The 14,271-nt window shown below is 40.5% G+C and carries 19 protein-coding genes and 1 riboswitch; of the genes, 4 read left to right on the forward strand and 15 right to left on the reverse strand.

The window, feature by feature from the left end; all coding sequences use genetic code 11:
- The first annotated feature begins 129 nt into the window (after positions 1 to 129).
- The 3 genes from RE471_RS04255 to ilvC are packed head-to-tail and all read left to right on the forward strand — an operon-like array spanning position 130 to position 3,140.
- Positions 130 to 1,848, forward strand: coding sequence for an acetolactate synthase large subunit (locus tag RE471_RS04255; RefSeq protein WP_309215551.1), 1,719 nt, complete (start codon positions 130 to 132; stop codon positions 1,846 to 1,848).
- Entirely contained in the window at positions 1,820 to 2,137 is a 318-nt protein-coding gene (locus RE471_RS04260; RefSeq protein ID WP_309215552.1) for a hypothetical protein, read from the forward strand. Before RE471_RS04255 ends, RE471_RS04260 begins: the two co-directional genes overlap by 29 nt.
- Positions 2,130 to 3,140, forward strand: a complete 1,011-nt coding sequence (ilvC, locus tag RE471_RS04265) for a ketol-acid reductoisomerase (protein WP_309215553.1) — start codon at positions 2,130 to 2,132, stop codon at positions 3,138 to 3,140. The genes RE471_RS04260 and ilvC overlap by 8 nt, the downstream gene beginning before the upstream one ends.
- 33 nt (positions 3,141 to 3,173) lie before the next feature.
- Here ilvC and RE471_RS04270 read toward each other — a convergent pair whose 3' ends face one another.
- The 8 genes from RE471_RS04270 to RE471_RS04305 all read right to left on the reverse strand — a co-directional run bounded on the left by RE471_RS04270 (position 3,174) and on the right by RE471_RS04305 (position 8,260).
- On the reverse strand, positions 3,174 to 3,512 hold the full coding sequence (locus tag RE471_RS04270; RefSeq protein WP_309215554.1) for a DUF202 domain-containing protein: 339 nt from the start codon (positions 3,510 to 3,512) through the stop codon (positions 3,174 to 3,176).
- Positions 3,513 to 3,546: 34 nt separating this feature from the next.
- Complete coding sequence (locus tag RE471_RS04275) at positions 3,547 to 3,780, reverse strand: hypothetical protein (RefSeq protein ID WP_309215555.1); 234 nt, start codon at positions 3,778 to 3,780, stop codon at positions 3,547 to 3,549.
- Between the two features lie 33 nt (positions 3,781 to 3,813).
- Positions 3,814 to 4,557 (reverse strand): dihydroorotate dehydrogenase electron transfer subunit, encoded by a 744-nt coding sequence (locus tag RE471_RS04280; protein WP_309215556.1) that lies wholly within the window; start codon positions 4,555 to 4,557, stop codon positions 3,814 to 3,816.
- Positions 4,554 to 5,447 (reverse strand): dihydroorotate dehydrogenase, encoded by an 894-nt coding sequence (locus RE471_RS04285; protein WP_309215557.1) that lies wholly within the window; start codon positions 5,445 to 5,447, stop codon positions 4,554 to 4,556. Before RE471_RS04285 ends, RE471_RS04280 begins: the two co-directional genes overlap by 4 nt.
- A gap of 39 nt (positions 5,448 to 5,486) precedes the next feature.
- Positions 5,487 to 5,960 (reverse strand): hypothetical protein, encoded by a 474-nt coding sequence (locus tag RE471_RS04290; protein WP_309215558.1) that lies wholly within the window; start codon positions 5,958 to 5,960, stop codon positions 5,487 to 5,489.
- A 168-nt stretch (positions 5,961 to 6,128) separates the two neighbouring features.
- Positions 6,129 to 6,566, reverse strand: a complete 438-nt coding sequence (locus tag RE471_RS04295) for a hypothetical protein (protein ID WP_309215559.1) — start codon at positions 6,564 to 6,566, stop codon at positions 6,129 to 6,131.
- A gap of 21 nt (positions 6,567 to 6,587) precedes the next feature.
- Positions 6,588 to 7,094 carry a hypothetical protein gene (locus tag RE471_RS04300; protein ID WP_309215560.1) on the reverse strand — a complete coding sequence of 169 codons (507 nt, stop codon included), beginning with the start codon at positions 7,092 to 7,094 and terminating at the stop codon, positions 6,588 to 6,590.
- 491 nt (positions 7,095 to 7,585) lie between these two features.
- The gene (locus tag RE471_RS04305) at positions 7,586 to 8,260 is read right to left on the reverse strand and encodes a hypothetical protein (RefSeq protein ID WP_309215561.1); all 675 of its coding nucleotides are present in this window, start codon (positions 8,258 to 8,260) and stop codon (positions 7,586 to 7,588) included.
- Between the two features lie 140 nt (positions 8,261 to 8,400).
- On the opposite strand from RE471_RS04305, the gene RE471_RS04310 reads away from it, so the two are divergent.
- On the forward strand, positions 8,401 to 9,369 hold the full coding sequence (locus RE471_RS04310) for a uracil-DNA glycosylase family protein (protein ID WP_309215562.1): 969 nt from the start codon (positions 8,401 to 8,403) through the stop codon (positions 9,367 to 9,369).
- On the opposite strand, the gene RE471_RS04315 is transcribed toward RE471_RS04310, so the two are convergent.
- The 7 genes from RE471_RS04315 to RE471_RS04345 all read right to left on the reverse strand — a co-directional run bounded on the left by RE471_RS04315 (position 9,347) and on the right by RE471_RS04345 (position 14,266).
- A complete protein-coding gene (locus tag RE471_RS04315) occupies positions 9,347 to 9,985 on the reverse strand; it encodes a hypothetical protein (protein ID WP_309215563.1) in 639 nt (212 codons plus the stop codon). The genes RE471_RS04310 and RE471_RS04315 overlap by 23 nt on opposite strands.
- Positions 9,986 to 9,987: 2 nt before the next feature.
- Positions 9,988 to 10,176: a hypothetical protein gene (locus tag RE471_RS04320; RefSeq protein ID WP_309215564.1), complete on the reverse strand. Its 189-nt coding sequence runs from the start codon at positions 10,174 to 10,176 to the stop codon at positions 9,988 to 9,990.
- 72 nt (positions 10,177 to 10,248) lie between these two features.
- Positions 10,249 to 10,878: an MFS transporter gene (locus RE471_RS04325; protein WP_309215565.1), complete on the reverse strand. Its 630-nt coding sequence runs from the start codon at positions 10,876 to 10,878 to the stop codon at positions 10,249 to 10,251.
- Positions 10,866 to 10,962, reverse strand: a riboswitch (TPP riboswitch). It overlaps the preceding gene by 13 nt.
- Before the next feature lie 59 nt (positions 10,963 to 11,021).
- Positions 11,022 to 11,546 carry a hypothetical protein gene (locus tag RE471_RS04330; RefSeq protein WP_309215566.1) on the reverse strand — a complete coding sequence of 175 codons (525 nt, stop codon included), beginning with the start codon at positions 11,544 to 11,546 and terminating at the stop codon, positions 11,022 to 11,024.
- Positions 11,543 to 11,848: a DUF211 domain-containing protein gene (locus RE471_RS04335; RefSeq protein ID WP_309215567.1), complete on the reverse strand. Its 306-nt coding sequence runs from the start codon at positions 11,846 to 11,848 to the stop codon at positions 11,543 to 11,545. The genes RE471_RS04330 and RE471_RS04335 overlap by 4 nt, the downstream gene beginning before the upstream one ends.
- A gap of 97 nt (positions 11,849 to 11,945) precedes the next feature.
- Positions 11,946 to 13,691, reverse strand: coding sequence for a proton-conducting transporter membrane subunit (locus RE471_RS04340; RefSeq protein WP_309215569.1), 1,746 nt, complete (start codon positions 13,689 to 13,691; stop codon positions 11,946 to 11,948).
- Positions 13,688 to 14,266 carry an NADH-quinone oxidoreductase subunit B family protein gene (locus RE471_RS04345; protein WP_375379269.1) on the reverse strand — a complete coding sequence of 193 codons (579 nt, stop codon included), beginning with the start codon at positions 14,264 to 14,266 and terminating at the stop codon, positions 13,688 to 13,690. Before RE471_RS04345 ends, RE471_RS04340 begins: the two co-directional genes overlap by 4 nt.
- Positions 14,267 to 14,271: the final 5 nt, after the last annotated feature.

A 14,271-nucleotide genomic window follows, 5' to 3' on the forward strand; every position in this document is an offset into this window, starting at 1 on the left:
ATGATTTCAGGTAACGGTGGTAAATTTGAAGTATGTGAGTAGGTTTATCTAACATCTGTGGCGTATTTTTCCAGAATAGTTTTAGAAGTAGCGTGCCAGTGAGTTTTAGTTTTTACAGGAGTGTTTTACATGAAAGGTTCTGAATTACTTGTTAAATCAATGAAAAGAGAGGGTGTAAAGGATCTTTTTGGTATCCCGGGGCTGTATAACATGCCATTGTATGATTCGTTCATCGAGGATGTGGAATCGGGTGAACTGAGGCATATACTGATGCGGCATGAGCAGGCAGCTGCACACGCAGCCGATGGCTACGCCAGGGCTACCGGAAGGCCCGGAGTTCTGACAGCAACCGCCGGCCCAGGAGTGACAAATATCGTTACCGGCCTTATTACGGCATATCAGGATTCTTCTCCAGTTGTTGCAATCACAGGGGCTGTTAATAGAAGTGCCATGGGAAAGCTTTCCTTCCAGGAATCGGATACCCTGGGGGTATCATTCCCTGTGACAAAATATGCTGTTGAGGTTAAAACCATAGAGGAAATTCCTGTATGGGTCAAAAATGCATTTTATATAGCCTCCACGGGCAGGCCTGGCCCCGTAGTTGTTGACGTGCCCAGGGATATACAGATGGAGGATATAGAGAATGTCAATTATCCAGAGACGACCAATTTACATTACAGGCCTTTCCAGACTGTGGTAGATAAGGACAGGGTCAGGCAGATGGCACTTAACCTCATGAAGGCTGAAAAACCTGTGCTGCTTGTGGGTACCGGGGTTGTGTGGGCAAATGCCACGAATGAGGTGCTGAAGTTATCCGAATTTCTGGGATGCCCTGTTGTCTCAACACTTCCGGGGAAATCCGCGATACCGGCTGATTATCCGCTTTATGTTGGCGCTATGGGATACTATGGGCGGGCAGAGGCGAGCATGGTTGCCCTGGAATCAGATCTCCTGCTTGCCATAGGAGCCAGGTTCAGTGACAGGACATTTACATCCTATGATGAAATGAAAGATACAAAAAAAATATTTATGTCTATAAACCTTGATCCTACAGATTTTTCAAAGGGAATAAAGCCTGATGTTTCCATGGCCGGAAATGCCCGGGTGCTCCTGCAGGAACTTCTAAATGCCCTCTCTGTCATGGGCCATAAAAAGGCAAACTATGCATGGAATCGGAGGATAAACGAGCTGAAGGATTATTATTCACAGTATTCACATCCTCCTGATGATGGCTATATGAGGCCCTGGCAGATCCTGAAAGCGCTTAGAGAAGCACTGCCCAGGGATGCCATAATGACAACAGGAGTTGGGCAGCACCAGATGTGGGCAGAAACGCACTGGGAAAACCTGGAGCCCAGGTCCTTCTTTTCATCCACAGGCATGGGAACAATGGGATTCGGTCTCCCATCTGCAATGGGTGCAAAGGTTGGAAGGCCGGATAAGGTAGTTGTTGACTATGACGGTGACGGTTCTTTTATGATGACAGGGAACAACCTCGCCACCGCAGTGGATGAGCATATACCTGTAATAGCGGTTGTCAATGATAACCGGACACTGGGACTGGTGAGGCAGGTCCAGGATATGTTCCAGAATAAGAGGATAGTTGGCGTGGACTATGGAAATTCACCGAATATAATGAAATATGCAGAATCATTCGGTGCTGACGCCTTCGAGGCACATAATTATTCTGATATAATGGAATATGTCAGGACAGCTATCAGGGAGAATGTTCCTACAGTGATACGTGTTCCGGTAGATAAGGAAGAGCTTGCGCTTCCCACCCTCCCGCCTGGAGGAAAGTTAAGTGAGGTGATAGTAAGTGACCCAAGAAAGAATAATAAAAATTGAGGCATATTACCGGGACCCCGGGTTGCTCGAAAGAATAGCAGCAAACTTCAGGAGGTTCTGGCTGGATATAGGATGGATGAATATGGAGACAGGGGAAAATGGAAAATGTACCATATACATGTCTATATATGATAGAAGTAAACTGGGCAATCTTGATCTTTCCATAATTACGTTGAGCAAAATGATTGACATAGATTTTGTGGAAGAGCTGGAAGGGGCCAGATACAATAAGTTTGAAATAGAATATAATAAATCAAAAAAATATGAATGGGGTGTTGTAAGTGAGTAAAATACTTGGTAAGGTATATACAGATAATGATGCAGATTTGAAATATGTAAAGGATAAGAATATAGCTGTTCTGGGCTATGGAAGCCAGGGCAGGGCATGGGTACTAAACATGATGGACTCAGGACTCAAGGTAAAACTTGGGCTCGAGCGGGAGGGCAATTCATGGAAAAAGGCAGTGGAAGACGGGGTTAACCCCGTGAAAACCGAGGAAGCCCTGAGGGATGCAGACATAGTCATATTCCTGGTTCCGGACATGGTGCAGAGAAAGATATACAGTGAAAAGGTAAGACCTGTTCTCAGGGAAGGGATGGATCTGGTATTTGCCCATGGGTTTAACATACATTATAAGCTCATTCAACCACCTGAAAATGTGGACGTTTATATGGCTGCACCAAAGGCCCCCGGACCATCTGTGAGGGAGTTTTTTGTGAAGGGCGGGGGCGTTCCGGTTCTCGTGAGTGTCCATCAGAACCACTCCGGGGAAGCCCTTGAAAAATCCCTGGCAATTGCAAAGGCACTGGGAGCAACCAAGGCAGGTGTACTGGAGACCACATTTAAGGAGGAAACAGAGACGGACCTAATGGGGGAGCAGCTGGACCTTGTTGGTGGATTAACTGCCATGCTGAGGGCATCCTTCCAGACAATCGTGGAATTAGGATACAGACCCGAAATGGCATATTTTGAGGCAATAAATGAAATGAAACTCATAACAGACCAGATATATGAAAAAGGATTATCTGGAATGATGAGGGCAGTTTCAGATACTGCAAAATATGGGGGGTTGACAGTAGGGCCATATGTAATCAACGAGGAAGTGAAAAAAAGGATGAAGGAGAAGGCACAGAGAATACAGAGTGGCAAATTTGCAGATGAGTGGATAGAGGAATATGATGAGGGTTCCAAAAAATTAAAATCTCTCATGGACGACCTTGATAATTCACTGGAAGAGCAGGTAGGCAGGGAACTCAGGGAAATAGTGCTCAGGGGACAGCCAAAGAAATAACTGGATTATCTTATCCAGATAATTTTTATATTTCTATATGATAAAAAGCAAAAGCAGTATTGCCATGGCTATTATTATGGCAGTAAATACTAACAGCTCAGTCTTCCTCGAATAATACCTATTGTTATCCAGATCCTTTTCATTTGTAACATATTCAATATATCCGTATGCGATGGTTATCATTCCAACAACTATCATTACCTCTCCTGCAATAAGTGAATCGCTGAATGATGAAGTAACCTTCCCCTCCAGTGCATGTAGGAATATTACGAACTTTGCAATAACGAATCCGAATCCCATGAGAGATATGCCAGTCCTCATCCATGCGAGAAAAGTTCTCTTATTTGCAAAATGGTCTGTGTTGGAAGACATTTTAATTCAATGGCAAAATACAATATAATACTTATTATAAATTTTTGAGAGAGTCCTGTTCTGAATTGTCCTTTGGAAAAAGGCTGTCGCTGAGTCCGTTTTCTTTGAGATAGTCAAAAATATTATAATACAGCTTTCTCTTTTTGCCTACCATTGTGAAGGTCTTGAAGTTAAAGCAAAGATGGCATGTTTGAACACTGGATTCAAGGAAATAACACTCCCCTGAACGGTTAAAAACACATTTTTCCTCAATACCCCCATCTGCCATATATTGTTATATTTGTATTATATTAAAAAGTTTCTAAAAGAATACACGTTTTCCAGAATATGTAAGTTTTGTTCTGCCAAATTCATCCATTTCCCTGAGCTGTTCAAGGGTGAAAACAGGTCCGTCATGGCACACCTGGAAACCATTTATGGAGCATGAATCACATATGCCTATGCCACACTTCATTGACCTTTCCAGAGAAAACTGGCATTTTACATCCCTGTTCTTCATATAATCAAACACTGCTTTCAGCATAACCTCAGGGCCACATGCATAAATCATATCAAAGCTTTCTATATCAATTTCTCTCATGGCTTCTGTGGCGAAACCCCTCCTTCCTGCGGTGCCATCATCTGTTGCAATGATCAAATGATCTGGATTGAATTTTGATGCAAGGATAATGTCTCCAGCTGTTTTACCTGAAATAATTCCTGTGGTATCATCATCAATCAGCGGTATAAGTGGTGCTATTCCGCTGCCCGCACCGATAACAAGTTTTTTGCCTGCAATATTGTTGAACCCGTTTCCGTAGGGCCCCTCATAAAATATCCTATCACCTTTCTTCATGCCAGCAATTTTTGCAGATGCGTCGCCGTAAACCTTTACTGTGATACTTTTCGGGCTCCCTGTTGAGGAGAATGACAGGGGAATTTGATTTACACCTGGAACCCATGCCATGATGAACTGGCCGGGGATAATGTTGATACTATCATAGAATTCCAGTGTATTTACGTTTTCCGCCTCTCTTATATTTTTTGACACAGTGAAATATCTCATCTAATTGCCACCCCCACAAGATCTTTTACCCTGCTTATAGAATTCATTTCCATATATTTCTCAAGTTCCAGGGAAAGATCGCTGAATAGAGCAATCCCTCTGGATGAAACTGCTGATCCTATCTGGACTGCAGAGGCTCCAGCCATGATATACTCAAGCACATCCTCCAAAGTATTTATCCCCCCGACACCTATTACATTTTTACCCGTCTCCTTTTTTACTTCGTAAACGTATCTTATCCCTACCGGTTTTACTGATCTGCCACTGAGGCCACCATAAATGTTGCTAAGTACGGGCATTCTTGCATTTATATCAATTTTCATTGCCTTTATTGTGTTAATAAGTACATATCCATCACATTTGGATGCAGCATTTGCCTGCTTCATCATATCTGATGTGTTTGGGGAAAGTTTGGCATAAACCGGGATATTTACCTTTGATTTAACCTCGGAAACTATTGCGGATACAAGTTCTGGATCAGAACCAACCTCCATCCCATATCCGTTTACATGGGGGCATGACAGATTTAACTCAATAGCATACGCACCATACCCCTCCATCTTCCTTGCAAGGCCGGCGAATTCCTCTGGAGTCTGTGCAAATATGCTGCCTATTACAGGTTTTCCAGCCTGCAATGCTATCTTTATCTCATTTCCATAATCCTCTATTCCTGGATTTGAGAGGCCGATTGCATTTATTGTATAATTATAGTCGGAATAAATAACAGGGGGTTCAAAGCCTCTCCTTTCTGAAGAACCAATAGATTTTGTCACAGCAGCACCGGCACCGGATTCAAGCACTCTTTTTACTGTGTAACCATTTTCATCCAGAATTCCTGAGGCCAGGATGAATGGGTTCTCCAGTTTTATTCCTATATCAGTTTCCAGCATATGTGTCCCTATCTATTCCTAATATGTAAATAATTCTAATTATTGCTGCATAAGGTCATAGGGGAAATTCTGCAGCTGTATGGAATTTTTAATTGGAAAATTATTGTAGTTGTATGCAAGTATGTACGGAAGCATTATTTCCTTATCTGTAAGAAACATATTTCCACCCATCTCAGAAAAATATATACATGTATCAACATATTTATAATTCATGGCTATGTTTTGTGTGAATGAAAGATAGCTAGATATTCTCTTGTATGTTAGATTATTGTTTATCACCACGGTCGAGGCCCCATTAATTATCGTATCCATAAGGTCATTCTCGGTTTCCGGATAGTTCATAATAGTCAGTTCGAAAAATTTTGAAAGCTCGCTATATAATTTTAGATTAAGGTACCTATGCCTTATAGCATCATAATCAATAACAAATATTGAGTCCACTTTTAACTTCAAAATCTGAAAAATGCTCTCATAGTTGGAGACCTTCCTGTTTTCTATTGTTACGCAGTACACAGAATTAACAATGTAAGGATACCTAATTAAACTTTTTATGAAATAATGTAAGAGGAACATGCCGCTTTTTCTATTTTAATGCCCATTAGGTGAAATATGTAATAAATAACTCTTTTCATGAAACCTAAATTCCATAAATTCACTCTAAACATTAAAAAGCAGGTAAATTCAGTTAGGCCCAATATTATGGGGGCCTGAGAAATTAGTTAAATTCCTTGAGTGGATATTGCCGTTATTGTTGTTCCAGTTTCCGCCTAATGGATCTGTAGGACTGGGAACCGGATTTGTGAAAACTGATGTGCTGTTATACTTTGGTATAGAGCTGTTTGGCGGGATGTTTACAGGTAAAGGTGATGGGGCAATATTATGCGGAGTTATATGTGGCGTGGTAATGGAAGGAATTATTGTTACATTTGTACCCAGGGAAACCTTTGAACCAAGTCCAACATTGATTAACCTCGAGTTATTTATAAATCCTGAATGTATATGTGCATCGGTAATAACCGTGTGATTCAGCATCACATTGGACATGGTAGAATAGTATATTGATGTGTTAGAGGCCTTGATATTATGCAATCCTATATCATATAGGGTTGAATTCTCCACAGAACCATTGGAAATGCTTGCTTATAAAATATGTGCATTTTCTACTGTTACATGGGCAAGGCTGGAATCCCAGATGTTTGTGTTTTCTATGCCCGCATATTCAACATTTGCTGACCATATAACTGAATTATATATACTACCATTTTCCACTGTTGCCATATTAATATATGTATTATTCACAAACACATTCATTATAGTTGCTTTACTAATACTATCACCATTAATGCTGGCATTGGTAATTAGGGCCTTATCTATAATATCCCCATTCAGATAAGATCCATTTATCCATTCATGTGATAATGTGGATTTCACAACTTTATCATGGTGCAGAATATAACTGGAGAAGGTTGAGTTTGATACAGCTGAATTGTTTAAGGTTTTTACATTATGGGCGGAATATGCGTCTATTGTTGTTATACCATTAGACGTTTGTTGATCGTGATACCCGGAAACGGAGGCAGTAATGAACACTGCAGCCAGAATTACAGCAATAGCAATAACTGCAAATTTATACATGGTTTTTACCATTGTCTTAAATGGTTTACGAATATATAAATATTGATTATTTATATAATATACATCACAACTATCACATCCTCTGGTATCTAAATACATGGGACCCGCTATCAAGGAAAAGCTTATCTTATAATGTATGGGCTTCCACTCCACGGGTATTAATTTCCAGAAGCCGGTGTGAACTCTCTTACTATGCATGACCTCTTTCTGGGATTTATTATAATAAGGGTGCTAGGGCGTCCTTATTTTACCTATTTTAGAAAAGAATATATAAATATTATCCGGTGTCCTGAATCCAGACTATGGGAATGTTACTGACCTGTAATGCTCTCCTGATTTGAACCTTGGAAATCCCGTCCTTTTTTCCAGCCACTCTTTCCCCATTTACTCTCCTGAAGAAGTTCTCATAGGACTTATCCGGCCAATCTGTTATATTCAGCAGTGGCCGGGAATATATATTTTTATATTCATGGAATTCATGCTTTAGGTCTGCGATAGTACCATTAGATATATCTATGGATATTGGTAAGTATTTGTGTATCTCCCGGCACAGAGAATAAATATCCCCTGAATTTATAATTCCTCAGCTGGTCAACAAAAGAATGTAATTCCTGTAACCTGACAGAGGGCTGGTTAATTCTATCAACAATGCCTCCATTTTTTTCAGTTCTCACTATAATATAAGGAACCAATTTTTCAGTGTTTATATTATCCAATATGGTGGCGTCTCCAAAATTAACAACGAGAAAGATATCTGCACCGGAATCCATCCTTTTTTTAATCTCAAAAACTGGCTTCCGGAAGCTCAATATAACTCCAGATTCTACACCTCTTCTGATGGCAAGCTTCATTGCATCTATGGAATCTATTTCATTGAATTCCCTTCCAAATTTTGGCTTGTCTCCCTGCGTGAATATAATTGATGCATTGATTGCCCTGGCTGCCGTTATGATGGAACGGAGTTTTAATTCATTAATATCCTTTAAACGCTGGTTAAGGATGATTTCCTTATGCTGAAACATCTCCCTTATCATGTAGCCGATAAGTTCAGGAGGCATTGTGGGATATCCCAGCGGATTGTCAGGTATGTTGAACCCGTCAAAATCTGCCAGTTTTTTTATGTCCTGTTTCACAGTTTCCAGGCTTCTTGAAGGGTAAATTTCGGCATAGATTTTCATTAGAGTTGAAAAGGCTTATAAAATAAAGAGTTTTTCATTTACTGCAGATTTATCCTTTTTCGGTCATTTTTAATTACTATTATTAATTAATAGATGTCAAGTTCTGGACTAATTTTTATATATGTTTGAAATTCCATTTTATGAGAGAGGAATACAGTTACGGAATTGTGGTCATATCAAATTTTCATGGTGACTATAAATATCTGCTTCTGAAAAGGGCCGAAGGATGGCTTGATTTTCCCAAGGGCCATATTGAGGAGGGGGAAACGGGCACTGCTGCTGCAATTAGGGAAACCAGGGAAGAGTCAGGAATAACAATTGATGAAAAGCACCTGATACCATACTTTCATTATGATATAACGTACAGGTTCACATATAATTCTGTAAAAATACTCAAGCATGTCAGGATGTTCATGTCTCTGGTGCCTGACAGCACTGTTGTGAAGGTATCAAACGAGCATAGGGGGTATATCTGGCTTAACTATCATGAGGCCATGGAAAATCTTAACTTCGGAAACCAGAAGGACCTTATGCAGTATGCAGATTCATATTTAAAAAAATACCTCGCCATGGAGGCATTAAATTCGGAATACAGAAATATTCCGGGGAAAAGTAAATGGAATTTAAGCTCTAATTTTGTTCCAGGTGAAGGAAACCTAAATTCAAAGATATTCTTTGTTGGTCAGGCACCGGGAAGGAACGAGGACAGTGAAAAAAGACCCTTTGTTGGAAGAAGCGGGAAACTTCTGGATAGCCTGATACATGGAATTGGCCTTAACAGAGAAGACGTTTACATTACAAGTGTGGTGCAGTTTTTCCCGCCGGATAACCGGGCACCCACAGAGGATGAAGTGGCCATATGCATGCCATTCCTGGAAAAGCAGTTAGACATAGTGAATCCACAGATCGTTGTACTCTTAGGCGCAACAGCAGCAGGTGTACTTCTAAATTTAAAGGGCATTACCGCATATCACGGGAAAATAATTAAAAATAAATACCTTATCACGGTTCATCCTGCAGCTGCCCTCAGGAATCCAGCCAACCTTGAGATTATGAAATCTGATTTTAAGGCGCTTCAAGAATTTCTCAAATCACATGGGAGCCCTTAGTTTCACGGCCGTACAGTAAGTACAGCACACCACCGGCAAATCCAGCGATATAAACTATAAGAATAAACCAGGCGTATAGATTGATGGTGGCATTGGCCAGGATAAATATAAATGCAATATACAGGGTGTAACCTGTGAGCCGAACACCCCCAACACCCCTCCCCCTATACCGGCTGGTAAAATTCTCCGGTTCAAGAAGTTCCCGGGATGCCCATGCAATTTCCCCGAACACTGAGCTGATTGCAAGCATGGCCAGTAATAGGTACAGGTTATATATTACGTAATTAAAGAACAATAAAAGCACCAACCATGATCCAAGAAGACCGGAAAATCCTATCATAGATACAGCCTTCCTGCCTGATCTCCCAATAGTAAAACCACCCACCACGCCTGTAATTGATTCGGCAAGCACAGAAAAAAATATAATAATATCCGTATATTCAGGAAAATGAAATGGCCCAAGCACCAGGTCTGAAAATGCAAAGCCAACAATTATAGCTATCCCCATTAGGGACAGCGAAACAAATTTCATTGCATCATTGAGATTAAATTGTGCAGGAGCAATAGTTTTTCTATTTTCCCATAAATAGCTTTCCGTTCTTGAAATACTATGCATTATTATGCATTTCTTTCTTGCAGTCGCTGTACATTCTCAACAACTACCTGATCTGGATGGTACAGGTAATCATTCTTCATGGAATGCCAGAAGGCACTGCCACTCACGGCAAACGGGGTGCCGCAAAGATATAATCCCCTAATGGAGATAGATAATGATGATAACCTATCCCTGTTAAAGGCTATACGCATCTATCTGCAATATATCGCATGCTTCCCTGATTGTGTATATCTTGCCCATATATATTGCATAATGATGCATAATTATATATAAATATTCCTATTAGCAGTTAAAGCCCTCATTCTGTACCTTGCAAGCAGGGATACTGATCCACCTATCATTGCAATGCAAACCAGTGCAGTTTTCTGGACAAAAATAGAACCGGAAAGTAATAAAAAGATACCTGCCATCAATGTTATTCCTATGTTAGCCATATTGGATGACTCAACTATTGCGGCACCCCTGTACCTAGATGGAAAATATTCAGACATCAATGAAAGAGACACAGTTTCATCACCGCCAAGCCCAAATTCAGCTATAAACACAAAAGCTATCAGGGCAATATAATTATAGCTAAAACCTATGCCGGCAAGCCCGGCCACAGTCATAAACATCGTTACCAGATAGCTTCTTTTCCTCCCAGTTTTATCAGATATTATTCCCATAACAAAGTTTCCTGTCAGAAGTCCTGCAGGTGCTGCGCCTATAATAGGATAATATGCATAGGCTGGAACGAAATACCATGTTGTTATAAGCGGTGCTATGCTTAGGGCCACTCCCCACATCAAAAATGATACAGATACGGTAAAAAAAATTAGCCAGTGCCGGCCATTCCAAGGTGATGTTGCTATACTCTGTGCAATTTTCCTGTTATTTTCCAGATCATATTCCATTTTCTCCCTCCGCCGGCATTGCCCGGATCAGGTTCATGGGGTCGATCCCTATCCTCTCAGCCCTGAGCTCCCCCTATAACAATTCAAAGATTGCCACAGATTATTTAATAATTGTGCCCTGTCACATGGTTTTCAATATGTGCCTAAACAATTAACTTAAGCTCAAAACCTGCGATTGTGACAATAATACCCACTGTTACCATTACCACAATCCAGAATCTCGCCCTCCCGGCTGTAGATTTGCTTATAAAGAGTCCCAGAACTGCCAGGGATGTGTATGATAAGGAAAGCGGAATTATCTCATTTCCCCTTATTATGAGCGAGGAGGATAAGGGGATTAGTGCCCCCAGAAAACCGAAAAATGCTGCAATAAGGGCGCCGATGAGCGATTCAATAAATATTTCTATGCCCAGATGACCCTTTAGGAGATAATCGGTGGACTTCAAATTCAGTTGGAGGGCTGTTCTATGAAGCTCTTCATTCAAACCGGCATACTGGGCTATAAAATAACTGAAAGCGCCGGCAAATGCAGAGCCGAATGAAATCTTAAAAGCCTCAAACATATCTATACTGCTTTTGCCGATGATGCCACCGGATGCAAGAATCAGCGCAGTAATAATACCATCAGACAGGCCAATGCTTACCGGAAATATGTATTTTTTATTCATTTTATGATATGCTTTCCGGTAATAACCTCATCTATGGAATGTATGGCACATCCCATATCCTCTATAACCTTGACAAGATAATTATAATTGATATTAATTCCCTCTACTGTTATACTTGTTCCCATAGTTTCCATATCCATCTCAGTAACAGTTATCCTCACGGCATCCACACCAGGCACATCTTCTATGGAACCTGCAAGTTCAGTCAGTGTGGGCCTGTTTAATCCTTTATCAACGTCCAGTAAAATTCTTCTCAGATTCATAAATTTATCAAACCTCGAAGCAATTTGGCCATTAGCCATATTCTTCCATTTATATCATTATATAATTATTATTTATTAATCTTTTCTGCTCATAATACCTAATTATTGTTTTTCATGGAAGATGTTTTTATAGAGCCTAAATAAGCGACACTATTATAATTATAAGTATAAAGGCAGCTATCATGTATATAATATATGCCGATATGGAACTGTTCATGATTTTGTAAGCTATAAATTTAGCAAAACTTCTGTAAGCCCTGGCAATGCTTATCATAATCATCCAGAAAATATCAACAGTTTCTACCCTGCTTTCATCTGTGCTTTTAGTCCTGAGTACCCTCTTAAGTATAAGGCGTATATTATTAGAATATGTGAAAGAGTTATAATATTCTCCATGTTCTATGCCACCATTCCAGCGACTGACAGTTCTGGTTCTTGGCCTTCCGAAGACAGCAAATACAATTAATGAAAATACCATAAGAAGTATGACAATGTAAAGAGGCGTTATAAGCCCGAAATCAGATATGCTGAGGCGGGACTCTATCATAAACCCATTTAATACAAGAACAGAGGGTATACCGGATATATAGCTCCTGCCCACAATTAAAAATGATATGGCGAACAGAAATACAAGTGTTAATCCGGTACCAAGGATAGTGTAATTCTCCAGGTTTTTCCCATGTGATTTCCGGTGGCTATCTGTGAAATAAAAAATTTTCAGCATTGCAGCGGTGGCAAAACCCTCACCCATGGCAATAAGGGAACCGGCTATGATTGAAGCGATCCCCAGTGGTCCATAGAGGTAGGCACCCATGAAAAACGACTCCAGTACCATCCATGTCCCGAGCCCGCCAAGTGAAGGGAACAGCCCTGAAAGGGAAGACATTGCAAAAAATTTGCCTATCTGATTAACAGTATCCCTGTCCCCTTTAACTGCACTGAAATACTCAGCACCGGTATGGCCTATGGACATAAATAGCCCAGTTTTTGCTATGGAATGGGCCATTGCAAAAATGGCTATGGAAATGAGGATGAATTCTTTTAATACACTATCATTGACAGATATAAATAGGCCTATTGCAGCCATTAACACACCATTATTTTCTATTGTGCTGAATCCCCCAAGGGATTTCATATTTTCAGATATATATGCATAAAGTGCCCCGAAGAGCACAGATATGACGCCTATAATAATGAATAGTATGCCTATGTCAGTGGAAACTGGGGAAAGCAATGCGATTTTTAATATCCCATACACTCCCATGAGCGTCATTGTTGCACTAAAAATTGCGGACGAATTGGCAGGGGCACTTCCATGGGCTATGGGAAGCCACTCACTTATCATGAAGGGCGTCAAACCCATTTTTGACATGGCACCTATGGCAAATATGAGCAGTACTATATCATTGGAAAGCCCTGTAAAATTGAATGTGCCGGTATAATAATAAGAAATTACTGCAGCGGTTATAATCAGTACAGTGCTTATTTCAGAGAACAGCATGAATATATAGGCCTCTATATCATTTTTCTTATTTATTGCCACGGTCAAATATGCAGGTATTGACATTATCTCCCAGCCTGTTATGAACACAAGAAAGTTATTTGCATACAGTATTGTCATCATTCCCGCAATGGTCATTATAAACAGAGGTGCTAGCCATTTCCCATATTTTTTTGAATATGAAATGGAAAACACAGATGTTATTATCCATACTATAGCCGCTATCAGGTAAAAGTATGTAATGTAGTCAAAAATTCGGAAGGTCAGGAGGAAAAACAGGGCTGAGGCTATGGCTGTAATTATGTAACCTGCAGTTCTGTATTTTATTGAAACCAGTGCGGCCAGGAAAACTGCAATTAATGGCACATAATAATATATCATTTTTTATCCCTCGCCTCTATTATTGCATTAAGAATTGCTGACGGTGTCGGTGGGCATCCTGCGATACGTATATCATATTTTTCCATCGCGCCCTTTCCCATAATTCCGCCGGAGAGTGCGCAGGCACCAAGCCCTATTACAATTTTTGGTTCAGGCATGGCATCATAAGCCTCCCTGAGAACCCTTTCCATTCCTTCTGTATAAATTCCCATGACAACCAGGGCATCGGCATGCCTCGGGGTACTGGCCATAAAAATTTTGAATCTGCTGGAATCGTACTGTGGTGAAAACAGTGTGGTGAATTCAACATTGCAGGCACCGCAAGTACCTGAGTCCACAGGATAGAGATAGAGAGATTTTTTAAATATGTCCGGAATTTTCTGATCAATGGAATATGTATTCTGCTTGCCTGTTGGATTCAGATCACACTGCCTGCAGAATATACACCTATCCATATTCCACATTCCATTGCTGATAGCCTCTGTTGGGCAGTTATAATCACTTACCCCCTCCAGTACAGAAGGATACAGAAGGCTGTATTTATCCAGTTTCTCTGTCTTTATCCGCTTCTTCATACCAC

This window comes from Ferroplasma sp. (genome assembly GCF_031200575.1).
GTDB lineage: Archaea > Thermoplasmatota > Thermoplasmata > Thermoplasmatales > Thermoplasmataceae > Ferroplasma.

What these genes read in the sequence shown, in the direction of transcription:
- RE471_RS04255 (WP_309215551.1), top strand. Translation starts at nt 130, where the DNA reads ATGAAAGGTTCTGAATTACTTGTTAAATCAATGAAAAGAGAGGGTGTA.
- RE471_RS04270 (WP_309215554.1), bottom strand. Translation starts at nt 3,512, where the DNA reads ATGTCTTCCAACACAGACCATTTTGCAAATAAGAGAACTTTTCTCGCA.
- RE471_RS04275 (WP_309215555.1), bottom strand. Translation starts at nt 3,780, where the DNA reads ATGGCAGATGGGGGTATTGAGGAAAAATGTGTTTTTAACCGTTCAGGG.
- RE471_RS04280 (WP_309215556.1), bottom strand. Translation starts at nt 4,557, where the DNA reads ATGAGATATTTCACTGTGTCAAAAAATATAAGAGAGGCGGAAAACGTA.
- RE471_RS04285 (WP_309215557.1), bottom strand. Translation starts at nt 5,447, where the DNA reads ATGCTGGAAACTGATATAGGAATAAAACTGGAGAACCCATTCATCCTG.
- RE471_RS04300 (WP_309215560.1), bottom strand. Translation starts at nt 7,094, where the DNA reads ATGGTAAAAACCATGTATAAATTTGCAGTTATTGCTATTGCTGTAATT.
- RE471_RS04305 (WP_309215561.1), bottom strand. Translation starts at nt 8,260, where the DNA reads ATGAAAATCTATGCCGAAATTTACCCTTCAAGAAGCCTGGAAACTGTG.
- RE471_RS04310 (WP_309215562.1), top strand. Translation starts at nt 8,401, where the DNA reads ATGAGAGAGGAATACAGTTACGGAATTGTGGTCATATCAAATTTTCAT.
- RE471_RS04315 (WP_309215563.1), bottom strand. Translation starts at nt 9,985, where the DNA reads ATGCATAGTATTTCAAGAACGGAAAGCTATTTATGGGAAAATAGAAAA.
- RE471_RS04320 (WP_309215564.1), bottom strand. Translation starts at nt 10,176, where the DNA reads ATGCGTATAGCCTTTAACAGGGATAGGTTATCATCATTATCTATCTCC.
- RE471_RS04325 (WP_309215565.1), bottom strand. Translation starts at nt 10,878, where the DNA reads ATGGAATATGATCTGGAAAATAACAGGAAAATTGCACAGAGTATAGCA.
- RE471_RS04330 (WP_309215566.1), bottom strand. Translation starts at nt 11,546, where the DNA reads ATGAATAAAAAATACATATTTCCGGTAAGCATTGGCCTGTCTGATGGT.
- RE471_RS04335 (WP_309215567.1), bottom strand. Translation starts at nt 11,848, where the DNA reads ATGGCTAATGGCCAAATTGCTTCGAGGTTTGATAAATTTATGAATCTG.
- RE471_RS04340 (WP_309215569.1), bottom strand. Translation starts at nt 13,691, where the DNA reads ATGATATATTATTATGTGCCATTAATTGCAGTTTTCCTGGCCGCACTG.
- RE471_RS04345 (WP_375379269.1), bottom strand. Translation starts at nt 14,266, where the DNA reads ATGAAGAAGCGGATAAAGACAGAGAAACTGGATAAATACAGCCTTCTG.